This window comes from Klebsiella sp. BIGb0132, assembly GCF_024810075.1.
GTDB lineage: Bacteria > Pseudomonadota > Gammaproteobacteria > Enterobacterales > Enterobacteriaceae > Klebsiella > Klebsiella terrigena.
The window spans coordinates 401,372-416,249 of the sequence record NZ_JANUDW010000002.1 but is presented as its reverse complement, the minus strand read 5'-3'; the positions used below and the strand labels follow the sequence as shown (position 1 = coordinate 416,249).

At 59.3% G+C, this 14,878-nt stretch carries 12 protein-coding genes; 8 read left to right on the top strand and 4 right to left on the bottom strand.

All coding sequences use genetic code 11. The features are described from left to right. Window positions 1-127: 127 nt before the first annotated feature. Window positions 128-1,510 carry an amino acid permease gene (locus tag M2416_RS08865; protein ID WP_259223373.1) on the top strand — a complete coding sequence of 461 codons (1,383 nt, stop codon included), beginning with the start codon at window positions 128-130 and terminating at the stop codon, window positions 1,508-1,510. 36 nt (window positions 1,511-1,546) lie between these two features. Beyond that, window positions 1,547-2,272 (top strand): dihydromonapterin reductase, encoded by a 726-nt coding sequence (folM, locus tag M2416_RS08860; protein WP_076946823.1) that lies wholly within the window; start codon window positions 1,547-1,549, stop codon window positions 2,270-2,272. Here folM and M2416_RS08855 read toward each other — a convergent pair. Next, window positions 2,269-2,604 carry a GlpM family protein gene (locus M2416_RS08855; RefSeq protein ID WP_045858494.1) on the bottom strand — a complete coding sequence of 112 codons (336 nt, stop codon included), beginning with the start codon at window positions 2,602-2,604 and terminating at the stop codon, window positions 2,269-2,271. The two genes, folM and M2416_RS08855, sit on opposite strands and share 4 nt — an antisense overlap. Window positions 2,605-2,731: 127 nt before the next feature. On the opposite strand from M2416_RS08855, the gene rstA reads away from it, so the two are divergent. From rstA to tus, 3 genes are all read left to right on the top strand, one after another. Beyond that, window positions 2,732-3,448 (top strand): two-component system response regulator RstA, encoded by a 717-nt coding sequence (rstA, locus tag M2416_RS08850; protein WP_041145801.1) that lies wholly within the window; start codon window positions 2,732-2,734, stop codon window positions 3,446-3,448. Window positions 3,449-3,463: 15 nt separating this feature from the next. Then, window positions 3,464-4,765 carry a two-component system sensor histidine kinase RstB gene (rstB, locus tag M2416_RS08845; protein ID WP_076946822.1) on the top strand — a complete coding sequence of 434 codons (1,302 nt, stop codon included), beginning with the start codon at window positions 3,464-3,466 and terminating at the stop codon, window positions 4,763-4,765. A 73-nt stretch (window positions 4,766-4,838) separates the two neighbouring features. Beyond that, on the top strand, window positions 4,839-5,771 hold the full coding sequence (gene tus, locus M2416_RS08840) for a DNA replication terminus site-binding protein (protein WP_259223368.1): 933 nt from the start codon (window positions 4,839-4,841) through the stop codon (window positions 5,769-5,771). Here tus and fumC read toward each other — a convergent pair. Then, the gene (fumC, locus tag M2416_RS08835; protein WP_041145804.1) at window positions 5,761-7,161 is read right to left on the bottom strand and encodes a class II fumarate hydratase; all 1,401 of its coding nucleotides are present in this window, start codon (window positions 7,159-7,161) and stop codon (window positions 5,761-5,763) included. The two genes, tus and fumC, sit on opposite strands and share 11 nt — an antisense overlap. A gap of 204 nt (window positions 7,162-7,365) precedes the next feature. After that, window positions 7,366-9,012, bottom strand: coding sequence for a class I fumarate hydratase FumA (gene fumA / locus M2416_RS08830; RefSeq protein ID WP_259223365.1), 1,647 nt, complete (start codon window positions 9,010-9,012; stop codon window positions 7,366-7,368). A gap of 196 nt (window positions 9,013-9,208) precedes the next feature. On the opposite strand from fumA, the gene manA reads away from it, so the two are divergent. Next, entirely contained in the window at window positions 9,209-10,387 is a 1,179-nt protein-coding gene (manA, locus tag M2416_RS08825) for a mannose-6-phosphate isomerase (protein WP_259223363.1), read from the top strand. A gap of 98 nt (window positions 10,388-10,485) precedes the next feature. Next, a complete protein-coding gene (locus tag M2416_RS08820) occupies window positions 10,486-12,030 on the top strand; it encodes a YdgA family protein (RefSeq protein ID WP_259223362.1) in 1,545 nt (514 codons plus the stop codon). Window positions 12,031-12,056: 26 nt separating this feature from the next. Here the strand turns inward: M2416_RS08820 and M2416_RS08815 are convergent, their stop codons facing one another. Continuing rightward, window positions 12,057-13,085, bottom strand: coding sequence for a Mal regulon transcriptional regulator MalI (locus tag M2416_RS08815; RefSeq protein WP_041145808.1), 1,029 nt, complete (start codon window positions 13,083-13,085; stop codon window positions 12,057-12,059). Between the two features lie 172 nt (window positions 13,086-13,257). On the opposite strand from M2416_RS08815, the gene malX reads away from it, so the two are divergent. Continuing rightward, a complete protein-coding gene (gene malX / locus M2416_RS08810; RefSeq protein ID WP_123708138.1) occupies window positions 13,258-14,850 on the top strand; it encodes a maltose/glucose-specific PTS transporter subunit IIBC in 1,593 nt (530 codons plus the stop codon). Window positions 14,851-14,878 lie beyond the last annotated feature (28 nt).

Below are 14,878 nucleotides of genomic sequence, written 5' to 3'. Positions count from 1 at the left end.
TTCATCCGCCGCCATTGCATGCGCACAAGACACTCCGTAAAATCCCGCGCCTTAGCGTAATCGTCCATTTTATGCGATTTAGCCAAATAAATATTCTTTACTTCACGGTTGTCACTTCGGGATTGCAATGGAAAAGAGACTGGGCCTTAGCGCCCTGACCGCCCTGGTTCTCAGCTCAATGCTGGGCGCAGGCGTATTCAGTTTGCCGCAAAATATGGCCGCCGTGGCCAGCCCGTCCGCCCTGCTGATCGGCTGGGCCATTACCGGCGTGGGCATTTTATTCCTCGCCTTCGCCATGCTCCTGCTAACCCGCATTCGCGCCGATCTCGACGGCGGTATTTTTACCTATGCGCGCGAAGGATTTGGCGAACTGGTGGGCTTCTGCTCCGCCTGGGGCTACTGGCTGTGTGCGGTCATCGCCAACGTCTCCTACCTGGTTATCGTCTTTGCGGCGCTGAGCTTCTTCACCGACGCGCCCGGTTCGATCATTTTTGGCAACGGCAATACCTGGCAGGCGATCGTCGGGGCATCGGTTCTGCTGTGGGTGGTCCACTTTTTAGTCCTGCGCGGCGTGCAAACGGCGGCGGGCATCAACCTGGTCGCCACCCTGGCGAAGCTTATTCCGCTCGGCGCTTTTATCGTTCTCGCGGCGATGGCCTTCCGTTTAGAGACCTTCACGCTTGATTTCAGCGGCCTGGCGCTCGGCGTGCCGGTGTGGGAGCAGGTGAAGAATACGATGCTGATCACCTTGTGGGTGTTTATCGGCGTAGAGGGCGCGGTGGTTGTATCGGCGCGCGCGCGAAATAAGCGCGACGTTGGCCGCGCGACGCTGCTGGCCGTACTTTCAGCGCTGGTGGTTTATCTTCTGGTCACGCTGCTCTCGCTGGGGGTTGTCGCCCGTCCGGAGCTGGCGGAAATGCGTAATCCGTCGATGGCCGGGCTGATGGTCAGAATGATGGGCTCCTGGGGCGAGGTGATCATCGCCGCCGGGCTGATCGTTTCCGTCTGCGGCGCCTATCTGAGCTGGACCATCATGGCGGCGGAAGTTCCTTATTTGGCCGCTACCCACAAAGCGTTTCCGCGTCTGTTTGCCCGGCAAAATCGCCACAATGCGCCGTCTGCTTCGCTGTGGCTAACCAATATTAGCGTCCAGGCCTCGCTGGTGCTGATTTGGCTGACCGGCTCGGATTACGGTACCCTGCTCACCATCGCCTCCGAGATGATCCTCGTTCCCTATCTGCTCGTCGGCGCCTTCCTGCTGAAAATTGCCGTACGCCCGCTGCATAAGGCTGTAGGTATCGGGGCGTGCGCTTATGGCTTATGGTTATTATATGCGTCGGGCCCTGTGCATTTACTGCTGTCGGTGATACTTTACGCTCCGGGTCTTCTGGTTTTCCTGTACGCCCGCCGTACGCACCAGCACGATCGCATGCTTAAACGCCGTGAATTAGCCTTAATTGGTTTGTTGCTGGTTGCCGCCGTACCGGCAACGTGGATGCTGGTGGGGTAAGCGGTCGCCCCGCCGCGGAACTCAAAGGAGATACCCATGGCTGAACTACAGCCTCGCCCGGTCCTGATTACAGGAGGAGGTCGCCGAATCGGCCTCGCTCTGGCACAGCATTTTCTTCAGCAACAGCAGCCCGTCATCGTTAGCTATCGAACCCACTATCCGGCTATTGACGCGCTGCGTACGGCCGGCGCCGTTTGTCTGGAGGCAGATTTTAGCACCGACGACGGGATTTTAACCTTCGCCGAAGCGGTGAAGTCCCACGCCAGCGGCGGCCTGCGCGCCGTTATCCATAACGCCAGCGGCTGGATGGCGGAAAAGCCGGGGACGCCGCTCAGCACGGTGCTTGCCAGCATGATGCAAATTCACGTCAATGCGCCCTATCTGCTCAATCACGCCCTGGAAGCGCTGCTGCGTGGCCACGGCCATGCGGGCAGCGATATTATTCATATCACTGACTACGTGGTTGAGCGCGGCAGCGATAAGCACATCGCCTATGCCGCCAGTAAAGCGGCGCTGGATAATATGACCCGCTCCTTCGCCCGCAAGCTGGCGCCGGAAATAAAGGTCAACGCCATCGCCCCCTCGCTTATTATGTTTAATGAAGGCGACGACGCCGAATATCGCCTGCAGGCGCTGGATAAATCGCTGATGAAAATCACCGCAGGCGAAACGGAAATTATCGAACTGCTCGACTATCTGTTCAGCAGCCATTTCGTCACCGGCCGCTCCTTCGCCGTCGACGGTGGCCGCCACCTGCGCTAGTGGAAACGGCTCCAGCCGAGGATCAGCAGCCAGGCACACAGGCTCCAGCACACAACGGCGCCCGCCAGCGCGTAAGGCAGGCGCATCGTTGCGGTGAAGTACCAGAGCGACAGCAGGTAGATAAAATAGGGAATGATTGACCACATCCCAAATACGATGGTGGTGCGCAGGGCTTCAATCCCGCGCTCGCTGGCGACAATATAGTGAGCGATCAGGGCGAATGTTGGAAATAGCGGAATGAGCCCGGCAATATAGTAATTTTTGGTTTTGGAAAGTACGCCAATTAGTACCACCACCAGCGCCCCGAGCAGCGCTTTAATCAACAGCCCCATGCCTTTTGCCTTTACATTTAAACAACAAGTTACGCCAGCATAGCGGAAGAACATTTGTTTATAAAAGAGTAATGGCAGGCAATTTGCTGGCGGTGTATGTTAAACCTTTTACATATACATATAAAATATGAATAAGATCGTGTTCGTTGAGGATGATCCGGAAGTTGGCGCGCTGATCGCCGCCTATCTGGGTAAGCATGATATGGACGTGGTGGTTGAACCACGCGGCGACCGGGCGGAAGAGGTTATTGCGCGAGAAAAACCCGATCTGGTGCTATTAGATATCATGCTGCCGGGCAAGGACGGGATGACACTTTGCCGCGACCTGCGCGGGCAGTGGCAGGGCCCCATCGTGCTGCTGACCTCCCTTGATAGCGATATGAACCATATTTTGTCGCTGGAGATGGGCGCGAGCGATTATATCCTCAAAACCACCCCACCCGCCGTGCTGCTGGCACGGCTGCGCCTGCATTTGCGTCAGCACGTTGCCGTTCCGCTCACCTCCGCGCCCACCTCGCTGACGCCGCATAAAACCATCGCCTTTGGCTCACTCTCCATCGACCCGGTGAACCGCCAGGTGCTGCTCGCCGGCGACAGCGTCGCGCTTTCTACGGCGGATTTCGAACTGCTGTGGGAGCTTGCGACCCACGCGGGACAAATTATGGATCGCGATGCGCTGCTGAAAAACCTGCGCGGCGTCACCTACGACGGTATGGACCGCAGCGTCGACGTGGCAATTTCCCGCCTGCGTAAAAAGCTTCTCGATAGCGCAACAGAACCCTACCGTATCAAAACGGTGCGCAACAAAGGCTATCTGTTTGCCCCCCACGCCTGGGACAATTAATTAACGGGTCCGGCTATGAAAAAGCTGTTTGTGCAGTTTTACCTCCTGCTGTTCGTCTGCTTTCTGGTTATGACCATGCTGGTCGGCCTGGTATATAAATTTACCGCCGAGCGTGCGGGCCGCCAGTCGTTGGACGATCTGATGAAAAGCTCGCTCTATCTGATGCGCAGCGAGCTGCGGGAAATTCCGCCGCGCGACTGGAGCAAAACGCTCAAAGAGCTGGACCTCAATCTGTCGTTCGATCTGCATATTGAACCGCTGAGCAAATTCAAGCTGGCGGAGAGCTCAATGCAGCATCTGCGCGCCGGCGATATCGTCGCCCTCGATGATGAGTACACCTTTATTCAGCGCATTCCGCGCAGCCACTACGTGCTGTCGGTAGGTCCGGTCCCCTATCTCTACTTTTTGCATGAGATGCGCCTGCTGGACGTCGCGCTGATGGCCTTTATCGCCATTTCGCTGGCGTTCCCGGTCTTCATCTGGATGCGCCCGCACTGGCAGGATATGCTGCGCATCGAGACCGCCGCCCAGCGCTTCGGCGAGGGGCATTTTAGCGAGCGCATCCATTTCGATAGCATGTCCAGCTTTGAGCGGCTCGGCGTGGCCTTTAACCAGATGGCCGATAATATCAACGCCCTGATCGCCAGCAAAAAGCAGCTGATCGACGGCATTGCCCACGAGCTGCGCACGCCGCTGGTTCGCCTGCGCTATCGCCTTGAGATGAGTGAAAATCTCACCGCCGCCGAATCACAGGCCCTGAACCGCGATATCGGCCAGCTGGAAGCCCTTATCGAAGAGCTGTTAACCTACGCCCGCCTTGACCGGCCGCAAAACGAGCTGAGCCTGACCACCCCCGACTTTCCGGCCTGGATTGAGGCCCACGTGGAAGATATTCAGATGGTAAACCCGCAGCGCGAGGTGACCCTTCACGAGGTGGTGGCCGGCGACTACGGCGCGCTGGATATGCGCCTGATGGAGCGCGTGCTTGATAATCTGGTTAACAACGCGCTGCGCTACAGCAGCCAGCGAATTCAGGTTAGCCTGACGCTGGCGGGATCGCGGGCGACGCTGCAGGTCAACGACGACGGTCCGGGCATCGACCCCGCCGAGCGCGAGCGCGTGTTCGAGCCGTTTGTCCGGCTTGACCCCAGCCGCGATCGGGCCACCGGCGGCTGCGGGCTCGGGCTGGCTATCGTCCACAGCATCGCCCAGGCGATGTCCGGCGAGGTGAGCTGCCGCACCAGCCCGCTGGGCGGCGCCTGCTTCAGCTTTAGCTGGCCTATCTACCACCAGCTGCCGAATTTTACCTCTGGCTGACCCCCCTTGCGCAGGCGCTGCGGCCTGCGTATAGTTAAAAACCGATTAGTATGTTGTAACTAAGGTGGCGCAGATGGCAAATTATGACCTCGTTGAACGACTCAATGGCACCTTTCGCCAGCTTGAGCGGGAGCTGCAGGAGCTGAAGCTGGCGCTAAGCCGCTGTCGCCTGCTTGCCGCGCGGGTATTTGAGCTCCCGGCGGTGAGTAAAGACGCCGAACACGATCCGCTTGAGACGATTCAGGTCGTGCAGCATATCGGTAAAACGGCGCTGGAGATGGCCCTCACGCACTACGGCCATCTGTTTATCCAGCAGCAATCGGAAAGCCGCAGCAGCAAGGCCGCGGTGCGCCTTCCCGGGACTATCTGCCTGCAAACCAGCGCCGAGGAGCAGGCCGACCTGCGGCAAAAAATCGCCAGCATCAACGCGCTAAAGGCCACCTTCGAAAAAATCATTACCGTCGACTCCGCCCTCCCCGCCGCGGCCCGCTTTGAGTGGGTGCATCGCCATCTGCCAGGATTAATCACCCTTAGCGCCTACCGCACGCTGACGCCGCTGTTCGATCCCAGCACCATCCGCTTTGGCTGGGCCAATAAGCACGTGATTAAGAATTTAACCCGCGATGAGGTGCTGATGCAGCTGGAAAAAAGCCTGCAGTCGCCGCGCGCGGTGCCGCCGTGGACGCGCGAGCAGTGGCAGAGCAAGCTGGAGAGGGAGTATCAGGATATCGCCGCCCTGCCGCAGCGGGCAAAGCTGAAGATTAAGCGGCCGGTGAAAGTCCAGCCTATCGCCCGCGTCTGGTACGCCGGCGAGCAAAAGCAGGTGCAGTACGCCTGCCCCGGGCCGCTGATTACGCTGATATCCGGCACTCAGGGGGTCAGCGTACCGGATATTGGCGAGTTACTGAATTACGATGCCGACAACGTGCAGTATCGCTATAAACCCCAGGCGCAGGCGCTTCGTCTGCTGATCCCGCGCCTGCACCTGTGGCTGGCTAGCGAGTAGCCATGCTGCCGACCATCTCTTGCGGACGCACCCAGCTGTCGAACTCGGCTTCCGTCAGGTAGCCGAGCGCCAGCGCCGAGGCCTTCAGCGTCAGCCCCTCTTTATGCGCTTTTTTGGCAATTTCCGCCGCTTTGTCGTAGCCGATATGGGTATTCAACGCCGTCACCAGCATCAGCGACTCGTTGAGCAGCTGGTTGATGCGCTCCCGGTTGGGTTCGATCCCCACCGCGCAGTGTTCGTTAAAGCTCTCCATGCCGTCGGCCAGCAGCCGCACCGACTGCAGGAAGTTATGGATAACCATCGGACGATAGACGTTGAGCTCGAAGTTGCCGGAAGCGCCGCCGATATTCAGCGCCACGTCGTTGCCCATCACCTGGCAACACAGCATGGTCAGCGCTTCGCACTGCGTCGGGTTGACCTTGCCCGGCATGATCGATGAACCCGGCTCATTCTCCGGAATCGCAATTTCGCCGATACCGCAGCGCGGGCCCGAGGCCAGCCAGCGCACGTCGTTAGCAATTTTCATCAGCGACGCCGCCAGCCCCTTCAGCGCGCCGTGGGCGTGGACCAGCGCGTCGCAGGTTGCCAGCGCCTCAAACTTATTCGGCGCGGTAACGAACGGCTGGCCGCTACTCTGCGCCAGCTCTGCCGCGACCCGCACCGCGTATTCGGGATGGGTGTTCAGTCCGGTTCCCACCGCCGTACCGCCCAGCGCCAGCTCGCTCAGATGCGGCAGGCTTAGCTCGAGGTGGCGGAGGTTATGTTCGAGCATGGCGACCCAGCCGGAGAACTCCTGCCCCAGCGTCAGCGGGGTGGCGTCCTGCAGGTGCGTACGGCCGATTTTAACGATATCGCTGAACGCGGCGGATTTATCGCTGAGCGTTTTTCTCAGCACGTTAAGCTGGGGAATGAGCGTCTCGCGCAGGGCGATAATGGCCGCCACGTGCATCGCCGTCGGGAAGACGTCATTGGAGCTTTGGCTCTTGTTGACGTCATCGTTCGGATGCACCTTGCGCTCCATGCCCCGCACGCCGCCCAGCAGCTCGCTGGCCCGGTTTGCCAGAACCTCATTCATATTCATATTGCTTTGGGTGCCGGAGCCGGTCTGCCAGATAGCCAGCGGAAACTCTGCGCTATGCTTTCCCGCCAGCACTTCATCGGCGGCCTCGACGATGGCCTGCGCTTTTTCGCCGGCCAGCAGGCCTAAATCCTGATTCACCTTCGCCGCCGCGCGCTTGGTTAACGCCAGAGCGTAGATAAGTTCGCCCGGCATTTTTTCCGTTGAGATACGAAAATGCTCCAGCGAACGCTGGGTTTGCGCGCCCCATAGCCTGTCGGCAGGAACATCAATCGCGCCCATAGAGTCTTTTTCACTGCGATGCGTTGTCATTACTGTCTCCTTGAATCAAAAGTAGGTAATTACGACAAAGCCCACTGGCTTAAAAGCGTTAAGTATTGGTCAGATTTATAATTTGTTTTAGTCGTTCGTGCCGCTAAGCGGCATAAATAACCGCACCGAGGAGCACAACAGCGGCGGGTAAGCGGTGCCTGCCGGCAGATTAACCGGCAGGCACTCAGCCAAAGGCGGGGACGCTTATTTCACGCAGCTCGCGCACTGCGAGGTCTGGATCTGCTGGAAGAAGTCGTTGCCTTTGTCATCCACCAGAATAAACGCCGGGAAGTCTTCTACTTCAATTTTCCAGATAGCTTCCATTCCCAGCTCCGGCCAGGCCACGCACTCGAGGCTCTTGATGCTCTGCTGCGCCAGCACTGCCGCCGGGCCGCCGATGCTGCCCAGGTAGAAGCCGCCGTGCTTGTGGCAGGCGTCGGTCACCTGCTGGCTGCGGTTGCCTTTTGCCAGCATCACCATGCTCGCGCCGTGCGACTGCAGCAGATCGACGTAGGAGTCCATGCGCCCGGCGGTTGTCGGCCCCAGCGAACCGGAAGCGTAGCCGTCCGGCGTTTTGGCCGGACCCGCGTAGTAGATCGGGTGATCTTTAACGTACTGCGGCAGCGCCTCGCCGTTATCCAGCAGCTCCTTGAGCTTCGCGTGGGCGATATCGCGGGCGACAATAATCGTGCCGCTCAGCGACAGGCGCGTTGACACCGGATACTGCGACAGCAGCGCCAGGATCTCGCTCATCGGCTGGTTGAGGTTAACCTTCACCGCCTCACCTTCACCCGCCTGGCGCAGCGCCTGCGGAATATATTTGCCCGGATTGCTTTCCAGCTTCTCCAGCCAGATCCCGTGACGGTTGATCTTGGCCTTAATGTTTCGGTCGGCGGAGCAGGAGACACCCATCCCAATCGGGCAGGAGGCGCCGTGGCGCGGCAGGCGCACAACGCGGATGTCGTGAGCAAAGTACTTGCCGCCGAACTGCGCCCCGAGGCCGAGTTCCTGGGCGGCCAGCAGCAGCTCCTGCTCGAGCTGCACGTCGCGGAACGCCTGGCCGTGCTCGTTGCCCTCCGTTGGCAGACCGTCGTAATAGTGGGTGGAGGCCAGCTTCACGGTTTTCAGCGTCGATTCCGCAGAGGTCCCGCCGATAACAAAAGCGATGTGGTACGGCGGACAGGCGGCGGTGCCGAGGGTGCGCATCTTCCCGACGAGGTAGTCCTTCAGCTTCGCCGGGGTGATCAGCGCCTTGGTCTCCTGGTAGAGGTAGGTTTTGTTGGCCGAACCGCCGCCCTTGGCGATACAGAGGAATTTATACTCCTCGCCGTCGGTGGCGTAGAGGTCAATCTGCGCCGGCAGGTTGGTGCCGGTATTGACCTCTTTATACATATCGAGGGCAGCGTTCTGCGAATAGCGCAGGTTGTCCTGAATGTAGGTGTTGTAGACGCCCTGCGCCAGCGCGGCCTCATCGCCGCCGCCGGTCCACACCCGCTGGCCCTTCTTGCCGGTAATAATGGCGGTGCCGGTGTCCTGGCAGGTCGGCAGAATGCCCTTAGCGGCGATATCAGAGTTACGCAGGAACTGCAGGGCGACGTATTTGTCGTTTTCGCTGGCTTCCGGGTCGCTGAGGATATCGGCCACCTGCTGCTGATGCGCCGGGCGCAGCATAAAGGAGGCGTCGTGGAAGGCATGCTGGGCCAGCAGGGTTAGCGCCTGGGGTTCAACTTTAAGGACTTCCTGACCGGCGAATTCGCTAACGGAGACGTAGTCACTGCTGAGGAGATAATACTCGGTGTCATCCTTTTTGAGGGGAAAAGGATCCTGATAAACAAACGGTTTATTCGACATTGTGCTCTCACTTACTGCTTGGCTGATTATATTTCAGGCAGACACTCCATTTGCCTGTAGAAAAGCGAGTCGATCGATTTTACACAATTTTTTAACAAAAACTGAGACAAGGTCGACTTTTTCTTTCAGCAGTTGATTCTCAGGCGTTTACTGGTTTAATAGAGCGATTACTATCAAGTGGAAACAGGGATTGAGAATGCAGAAGCTCGTTAACTCAGTACAGAACTATGCCTGGGGAAGTCACACCGCATTAACCGAACTTTATGGAATTGCTAACCCCAACAATCTGCCGATGGCGGAGCTGTGGATGGGCGCGCACCCGAAAAGTAGTTCACAGATCCTCGATGCCAGCGGCAGCCCGCGCTCGCTGCGCGAATTTATCGAGAGCGATAAAGCCAGCCTGCTCGGCAGCAAGGTCGCCGAGCGCTTCGGCGAGCTGCCGTTCCTGTTTAAAGTGCTGTGCGCCGCCCAGCCGCTGTCGATTCAGGTGCACCCGAATAAGCAGGCCTCTGAAATCGGCTTTGCCAAAGAGAATGCCGCCGGGATCCCACTCGATGCCGCAGAGCGCAACTACAAGGATCCGAACCACAAGCCGGAGCTGGTATTTGCCCTGACGCCGTTCCTGGCCATGAACGCCTTCCGTGAATTTGCGGAAATCGCCGCGCTTCTGCAGCCGGTTGCCAGCGCCCATCCGGCGATCGGCGAGTTCCTCAGCAGCCCGGATGCTGAACGCTTAAGCCAGCTGTTCGCCAGCCTGCTGAATATGCAGGGCGAAGAAAAATCTCACGCCTTAAGCGTCCTGCAGTCTGCGCTCGACGCCGAACAGGGCGAACCCTGGCAGACCATTCGCCTGATCGCCGAGTTCTATCCGGACGATAGCGGCCTGTTCTCTCCCCTGCTGCTTAACGTGGTGAAGCTGAACCCTGGCGATGCCATGTTCCTGTTTGCGGAAACGCCGCACGCCTACCTGCAGGGCGTGGCGCTGGAAGTGATGGCCAATTCGGATAACGTGCTGCGCGCCGGCCTGACGCCGAAGTACATCGATATTCCGGAGCTGGTTGCCAACGTTAAGTTCGAAGCCAAACCGGCCGCCGAGCTGTTGACGCAGCCGCATCAGCACGGCGCCGAGCTGGACTTCCCAATCCCGGTCGATGACTTTGCCTTCTCCCTGCACGCGCTGTCGGCACAGGAATCTACTCTCGCCCAGCAGAGCGCCGCGATTATTTTCTGCGTCGAAGGCGAAGCGACGATCCGCAAAGGCGAGCAGGCTCTGATCCTGAAGCCCGGCGAGTCGGCGTTTATTGCCAGCGATGAATCGCCGGTTGCGGTAAGCGGCAGCGGCCGCCTGGCGCGCGTCTTTAATAAGCTCCAGTAAGTTACTGAAGTTTTTAGCCGCTCTTGCTAGACTTTGACCCATCATGACAGCACAACCAGGCGGCTTCTTGCGCCTGGTTTTATTTATGGACAAATACTATGAAGAAATCGCTGGTCGCAGCAGGAATTATCGTGGCCCTGGGCGTGGTCTGGACCGGAGGCTCCTGGTATACGGGCAAGCAGCTGGAAAGCCGGATCGCCGAGGTGGTACAGCAGGCCAACGCTCAGCTACAAAACAGCGCCCCGGAAGCCGGGCTGGAACTGGGCTGGCAGAACTATCAGCGCGGCCTGTTCAGCAGCCACCTGCAGCTGGTTGTGAAGCCGGCCGCGGGCAAAGAGAGCAGCTGGCTCGCTGCCGGACAGCCCCTGGTTTTTGACGAAGTCGTCAGCCACGGGCCGTTCCCGCTGGCGGCGCTGAAGAGCGGCCACTTTGGCCCGTCGATGGCGTCGGTCAAAACCACCCTGGTCAATAACGAAGCCAGTAAGGCGCTGTTTGATATCGCTAAAGGCAGCACGCCGTTTACCATTGACACCCTGATTGCCTACAGCGGCGACAGCCGGTCGGCTATCGATCTGCAGCCCCTGGATTACAGTAAAGGCGACGAAAAGGTCACCTTTAGCGGCGGCCAGTTCCAGCTCAATGCCGATCGTGACGGCAAGGCGATCGCGCTGACCGGTGAAGCGGGCAGCGGCCAGATCAACGCGGTCAACGAGTACAATCAGAAAGTGCAGCTGAACTTCAGCAATCTAAAAACCGACGGCGCCACCGAGATGACCAGCTTTAACGAGCGCATCGGCAAGCAAAAAGTGTCGCTTGAGAAGCTGGCGATTGGCGTCGAAGGCAAAGAGCTGGCCCTGCTGGAAGGGATGAATATCGACGGCAAATCGACGCTGACCGAAGACGGCAAGGGCATCAACAGCCAGCTTGATTACACCGTTAACAGCCTCAAGCTGCAGAACAAGGATCTGGGCAGCGGCAAGCTGACCGTGAAGCTGGATAATCTCGACGGCCAGGCGTGGCACCAGTTTAGCCAGCAGTACAATAGCGAAGCGCAGGCGCTGATGGCGAAGCCGGAGCTGGCGCAGAATCCGGAGCTTTACCAGCAGGCGCTGACCGAGACCTTCTTTAAGGCGCTGCCGGTGCTGCTGAAGGGCAGCCCGTCGCTGACCATCGCCCCGCTGAGCTGGCGCAACGCGAAGGGCGAAAGCACCTTTAATCTGTCAATTTTGCTGAAAGATCCGACCGTGGTAACCGCTCCGGCGCAAACCCTGGCCGACGAGATTGACCGCAGCGTGAAATCTCTGGACGGCAAGCTGGTCGTTCCGGTAGAGATGGCGACCGAATTTATGACCCAGATTGCGGGTCTGGAAGGCTATCAGCCGGCTGACGCAGCCAAGCTTGCGGATCAGCAGGTCAAAGGCCTGGCGGCTATGGGACAGATGTTCCGCATCACCGCCATGGAGAATAACGCCATCACCTCCAGCCTGCAGTATGCCGAAGGCCAGGTCACCCTGAACGGACAGAAAATGCCGCTGGATGAGTTCGCCGGGATGTTCGGCCTGTCGGTTCCCGCGGCGCCAGATTCCGCGCCGCAGAGCGCGGAGCCGGAAGAGCTGGTCCCGCCGGTGACGCCGCAGCAGTAAGACGCGAAACAGCCCTCTCCGGAGGGCTATTTTCTGGTCACCAGCCGCGGCGGCATGATTTGGTTGCGCGCGGACTCCGGCCCCTTTTCAAGACGACGCAGAATACACCCGGCGAGGCTTTTGCCCATCTCTCGCGCCGGCGTGGTCACCCAGGTTAAGGGCACGTCATCCAGCGCGGCCTCCGGCACTTCGGCGAACGCCGCCAGCGCAATGCGCTGCTCAAAATAGCTTTCCACGCTGTCTTCACCGCTCTGGCGCCCTGCCCGCATCAGGCCAAACCACGCGCCGGTGGCGATGACGCTGTTGTAGCACAGCACCGCGGTGATGGTCGGATTTTGCCGCAGCAGTGAAGCCATCGCCTCCGCCGCCAGCTTTTGGCTCGACTCGCACTCCACCACCCATTCGCTATGAAACGGCAGGCCATACTTCAGCAGCGTCGCGCAGTAGCCGCCCACCCGCTCGGCGCGGGTTAACGACGAGCTTTGCCCGCCCAGCCAGGCAATACGCTGATGCCCGCGGCGGATAAGATGTTCGGTGACCATCTGCGCGGCCTGCATATTATCCGGGCGGATTAAATCAATATCCTCGAGGTAGCTGGCCCGGGAAGCAAACACCAGCGGCATGCCGACCTCTGCCGCCCGGTCGCGCAGCTCGCCGCCCTGGTCGATAGCGCCGGCAATAATCACCCCGTCGACCCCTTGCGAAACCAGGGTTTCAAAACGCTGGAGCATTTTTTCGCCCCGACGCCCGCCCTGGGTGAGGAAGACCATCTTGCCTGCGGATTCAAGAGCGTCCGTCAGCCCCGCGGTAAGCTCCGCGTAGAAGGGCTTCGAGAGGTCGCTGACGATGAGGCCAATCACGTCGCTCTGCCCGCCGCGCAGCGAGGCCGCCTGGCGGTTGCGGACAAAGCCCAGGTGCTCAATGGCCTGATTGACGCGTTCGCCGGTGGCGGACGAGATGCGGCCTTTACCGCTCAGCACCAGCGACACCGTGCTGACCGAAACGCCCGCAGCCTGGGCCACATCGTTAATGGTGATCTTTCTTGCGATAGCCATGCCTGCAACCGACTCCCTGTGGCTGTCGATAAAACGTTTTATCAATGAGTGACCTTTATAAACGTTATTATCGCGTGATTATGTGATTTTTATCGCACTAAAAATTGGTAAAACGTTTTATCTTCCCATGACGTTACATCCTACCAATAACCTCAGCAGCAGGATTCGTGTTATGACGGCGAAAACAGCCCCAAAAATTACGTTGTGGGAATTTTTCCAGCAGTTAGGGAAAACCTTTATGCTACCCGTGGCCCTGCTCTCATTCTGTGGGATCATGCTGGGCATCGGCAGCTCCCTGAGCAGCCATGATGTACTGACCCTCCAGCCGTGGCTCAACACCCCGCTGCTGCAGGCGGTATTCGTCTGGATGAGCAAGATCGGCTCTTTCGCCTTCAGCTTCCTGCCGGTGATGTTCTGTATCGCCATTCCGCTGGGCCTGGCGCGCGAAAATAAAGGCGTCGCCGCCTTTGCCGGCTTCGTCGGCTATGCGGTAATGAACCTTGCGGTCAACTTCTGGCTGACGGCGAAAGGCATTCTGCCGACCACCGATGCGGCCATTCTTAAAGCCAACAATATCCAGAACGTTATCGGCATTCAGTCGATCGATACCGGGATCCTCGGCGCGGTGATCGCCGGGATTATTATCTGGATGCTGCACGAGCGTTTTCACAATATCCGCCTGCCGGATGCGCTGGCCTTCTTCGGCGGCACCCGCTTTGTGCCTATTGCGACCACCGTGGTGATGGGGCTGGTTGGCCTCGCCATCCCGCTGGTCTGGCCGATCTTTGCGATGGGTATCAACGCCCTGGGCAACGTCATTAACAGCGCGGGCAACTTTGGTCCGATGATTTTCGGCACCGGCGAGCGTCTGCTGCTGCCCTTCGGCCTGCAGCATATTCTGGTGGCGCTGATCCGCTTTACCGAAGCGGGCGGCACCATGGACGTCTGCGGCCACAGCGTCAGCGGCGCGCTGACTATCTTCCAGGCGCAGCTGAGCTGCCCGCAAACCCACGGTTTCTCCGAAAGCGCCACCCGCTTCCTCTCCCAGGGCAAAATGCCGGCGTTCCTCGGCGGCCTGCCGGGCGCGGCGCTGGCCATGTACCACTGCGCACGCCCGGAAAATCGCCACAAAATTAAGGGTCTGCTGATCTCCGGCGTCATTGCCTGCGTCATTGGCGGCACCACCGAGCCGCTGGAGTTCCTGTTCCTGTTCGTCGCTCCGGCGCTGTACCTCATCCACGCCCTGCTGACCGGCCTCGGCTTCACCATCATGGCGGTGCTCGGGGTAACCATCGGCAATACCGACGGCAACGTGATTGATTTCGTGGTCTTCGGCATCCTGCACGGACTCTCGACCAAGTGGTATCTGGTTCCGGTGGTCGCCGCCGTTTGGTTCGCGGTGTACTACGGCATCTTCCGCTTCGCCATCACCCGCTTTAACCTCAAAACGCCGGGTCGCGATATCGAAAACAGCGCCGCCTTTGAGAAAGCCACCGCCGGTAGCGTCGGCAAGTCCGGCTATAACGTGCCGGCGATCCTTGCCGCGCTGGGCGGCGCAGAGAACATCACCTCCCTGGATAACTGTATTACCCGCCTGCGCCTGTCGGTCAGCGACATGAGCAAAGTCGACGCCGCCGCGCTGAAGGCCAACCGCGCCATTGGCGTCGTTCAGCTTAATCAGCATAATCTCCAGGTGGTCATTGGGCCGCAGGTCCAGTCGGTGAAGGATGAGATGAGCGTCCTGATGAATACCGTCCAGGCATAAACGCCGCGCCCCCTCCCGTCAGGAGGGG